Raw genomic sequence first — 3,727 nt, 5'->3', positions numbered from 1 at the left:
GGTGCAGAGGATTAATATTACCAATAGTATCAAGATTTTTCGCGCCATAGATTATAGTTCATACTTATCTTTATTATAGGTTTCGAAATTTAAAACGCAATAAATATGTCTTACTTCTTAAAATAAAAAAACGAATAGATGATTGAAAGCTTTCAATACCATTAAAGCATTATAGATGATAAAAAGACAACGAGGTTATCCCCAAATTCAACGGCCAATTTCCGCCCATGACCGTTGAATCAGTCCCTGATATGGCTGTTTATCGTGATCATACAGAAATCACCTTCTTGAATGATTCAATCCTGCTGAAGGATCATCTGATAGTTACCCGCTTACTGTTGGCAACGGATTGTACACGGAGGTTCTCATTCATCAATGTTTTAAACTGAAAATTGAACTACATGCTGCTATTATCCAGTGAACATAATTTACTATCGCAGGCATGGCATCCAGGACACTAGAAACAATAGCATCTGAAACTAGGATCGACCTCAAAACCCAACTATGCCTGAGCGCTTCTTCCAGACAAATATTGACAACCTTGCAACAGCTTTTCACGCTATTTTACTCGATAGAGAAAAGATAACAGCGCTCGATAGGGCCTCTAATCGCCTCTTTACATAGAGGTCATCCCAAAACTCTCCAGATCATGCGGGCACAGGCCAGGTATATGAGCCCCAGGAATGCGTGTTAATACCGTTCGTATCGGGGAACGATCATCTTGAAGGCCTCGATCTATCTGAAAAACCGTTCTATAGCGCCCCGTCTCTTATAGAGTTTCTTATTCAGCTGATCCGGTCTTTACCGCTTGGGATATTTCCGGTTTCTCGGATTGATCCGGATGTTGCTCTTTATACACCGGTTCCGGTTATAGCGGCGGATGACATGAGATTCGTAGGACGCATCCGCGGTGATGACCCCCGGTTGCTCATCTCTGCCAGGAATCTCGAAGGCTTCCACCGTTGGTTTATAGAGGAGAGAATCGTGGGTGTTCGCTGGAGCAATTATTCAGGCTATGGGGCAACCGTTCTGATTAACCAGAGCACTGAGTTTGTTCCCGTCCCCCTTCTTGTAGCCATCGTGCCCGATATCTCTCCTATTTTCGCGGGGATATCCTTGGTATCGGTGATGCAGTGGGCAAGATCGAGCTTTTGAAGGTCGTAGGCGGCCTGGAGAAGGTCGAGGAAGATCGCCTGATGGGCTCCCCGCTTACTGAGTTCAGGGAGGTACCTGTGTACCGTCGATTTGGTACCGTAGTGTGCGATCACATCGCTCCAGGTGCACCTGGTGGGCAGGACGTAGAGGATGCCATTGAGGAGCCGACGGGGATCCCGTCGGGGCCGGCCGATGTGCGGTTTCTGGGGAGGCAGATGCTTCCTGAGAATCTCCCAGAGGTCGTCGTCGATTTCCCGAAATGCTATATGCCCGGCCAAGGTTCTCATGGTCTAATAATTTTGGGATGTCCTCATAGTAAAAGAATAAAAGCTTCGGTCTTCGGACAATATAGTTCACTAAAAGAGAGGGGCACAGAGCATCCTTTCAACGTCTGGACATGCCTTCGTGAGTGGGTGTGATCGCCGATCTGGTGTCATTGAAGACTCGAAAATGGTTCAGAAAGCCGTTATCTGCTTCGGACTTAAATGACATCTCCCCATATGTCAATCAGGGGTGTATATCGTTGCAGCATAGTGTCGTTGTCTAGCAGTAGGAAAAGTAGTGCTGGACGGGTTCGGAGAGACTGTGACGTCTAGGGCGCAGACTAAACTTCGAAGGTATTGATCAGGTTCCTTGGACTCATCTACATGGGGTGTTAGTCTGATATCGGGTGAGCTAGAACTCCTAGTGCAACTGCAGCAGCCGAATGAGAAAGATCGGGTGGTTTGGTACAATTCCTCATAGAAGAATTGTACTGAATAACAACTATTGAAGGCATTATACGTATGAATAAGGTCATCCCTAAATTATAAGACCCCTGAGATACAAGGACTCGGGTCATGGCATTCCAGGAAATCGACGACGACCTCTGGGAGATTCTCAGGAAGCATCTGCCTCCGCAAAAACCGCACATCGGAAGGCCCCGGGCAGACCATCGATCGATGGTGAACGGCATTCTGTTTGTTCTCACCACCGGCTGTACCTGGGGTGATGTTCCCCGAAAATACGGCAATAAATCCTCGATACATCGATTTCACCTCTATCTCTCCCAGAACTGTATCTATCAGTCGATCTTCCTCGACCTCCTCCAAGCGGGCTACGCCCTCCAGAAAATCGATATGTCTCATGGGATTACCGATACAAAGTCTATCCCCGCTAAAAAGGGGGAACTATCGGATTTGACGGCTACAAGAAAGTAAAAGGGAGCAAATTGAGCGCTTTAGTGGATTCAAAGGGTATCCCGCTCTCCTGTGTGATTGCTCCGGCGAATATCCACGATTCGAGGTTGTACGCTGAAACCGTCGAAGCATTTCGGATGCCGGGAATGCCGGCGCAGCTTGAGGTGATCTCCGCGGATGCTGCCTACGATACGCAGGATATCTGAATATTTAACCGAAAACGGAGCATACGGAGCAATATTCCGGTCAACCGACGATCGAGAAAGCATCCCAAGCGGGGGAGACCTTTCTGGTTCAATCCGGAACTGTATAAGGAACGGAGTGCTGTCGAACGGTTCTTTTCCTGGATCGAGGCATTCAAGAAGATCGTTCCTCGGTATGAGCGCTATGAACACTCCTTCCTGGGATTGGTCTATTTCGTCTGCTCACTCAGGATCTGGAGAATTTAGGGATGAGCTCAATAATAGACATTCTCTGGGTTTAGCAATGGCAAGCCGAAAGGGACATTGTTTGATTTCGGTGAGAACAGAGCAGGTAATTATCAACCTAAACTAACTATTATCATCCTATCCTCCATTAGAGATCGCAGAATCTCATTTATATGTTCTTTTAGGGCAATTAAAAAAAAGGATATATTTAGACGTAGGTGTCCAAGACGACCTGAGAAGTGTCGTCACCAAAGTTAGCAACAACAACTACGTGATCTCGACCAGATGTTCCATTACCGAGTAGTTTAATCTGTGCCCCTACTGTTGGTTTCTCATTTGCAGTAGCGGGATCAGGGATCGCATCTGTTGTAAGATGGGTAACTGTTGCCGATGCTGAATAATTATATCTAACATTATCAGGAGCGTTCACATACAAGGACATAACCTGATCATCATCTGGTCCACCCTGATAAGTAATAAGAATGTCCGTTTCCTGTTGTGTCGCCGTAGCCGATACCGTCTTGGTCGTCTGGACGTTGCCAGTCATGCCGAACACGAACGCAGCGATGACCGCTGCGAGGATCACCGTGATGGCGACCATGAGGATCACGCCGATGACCGGCGAGACTGCCTCTTCATCCTTGAAGAACTTCATGAACAATTCACCTCGTGCCCCCGGGGGGCAAGTGCATCATTCAGAGATGCATAACAACAATATTCCATATCTATATTTAAGATTAACGAAATTTGTTTGAAAGATTTGGTGTATAAACCACAAAAAAGGCAATTATATTATTTAAATTATCATAAAATGCCTGATATCGGTCGGGATGCTGATGAGGGATAAAGGTTTATCATATCACGATATCAATCGGCAGAATTTTCGTGGGGCTAGGGTGGGGGGATTGGCGGCAGGTCCGCCGGAACGCAATTGGGCATGCATCTTTGAATCGACGGGCGGCGGAT

General features: G+C 46.7%; 3 protein-coding genes. 1 reads left to right on the top strand and 2 read right to left on the bottom strand.

The window, feature by feature from the left end:
* Positions 1 to 1,013: 1,013 nt before the first annotated feature.
* Positions 1,014 to 1,442: a transposase gene (locus QMC96_13145; GenBank protein MDI6877701.1), complete on the bottom strand. Its 429-nt coding sequence runs from the start codon at positions 1,440 to 1,442 to the stop codon at positions 1,014 to 1,016.
* Between the two features lie 552 nt (positions 1,443 to 1,994).
* On the opposite strand from QMC96_13145, the gene QMC96_13140 reads away from it, so the two are divergent.
* The gene (locus QMC96_13140) at positions 1,995 to 2,354 is read left to right on the top strand and encodes a transposase (GenBank protein MDI6877700.1); all 360 of its coding nucleotides are present in this window, start codon (positions 1,995 to 1,997) and stop codon (positions 2,352 to 2,354) included.
* A 615-nt stretch (positions 2,355 to 2,969) separates the two neighbouring features.
* Here QMC96_13140 and QMC96_13135 read toward each other — a convergent pair.
* On the bottom strand, positions 2,970 to 3,416 hold the full coding sequence (locus QMC96_13135; GenBank protein MDI6877699.1) for a type IV pilin N-terminal domain-containing protein: 447 nt from the start codon (positions 3,414 to 3,416) through the stop codon (positions 2,970 to 2,972).
* Positions 3,417 to 3,727 lie beyond the last annotated feature (311 nt).

Source organism: Methanomicrobiales archaeon (assembly GCA_030019205.1).
Classification (GTDB): Archaea; Halobacteriota; Methanomicrobia; order Methanomicrobiales; family JACTUA01; genus JASEFH01.
The sequence above is the reverse complement of the archived record's forward strand: the minus strand, read 5'-3'. Positions and strand labels throughout refer to the sequence as shown.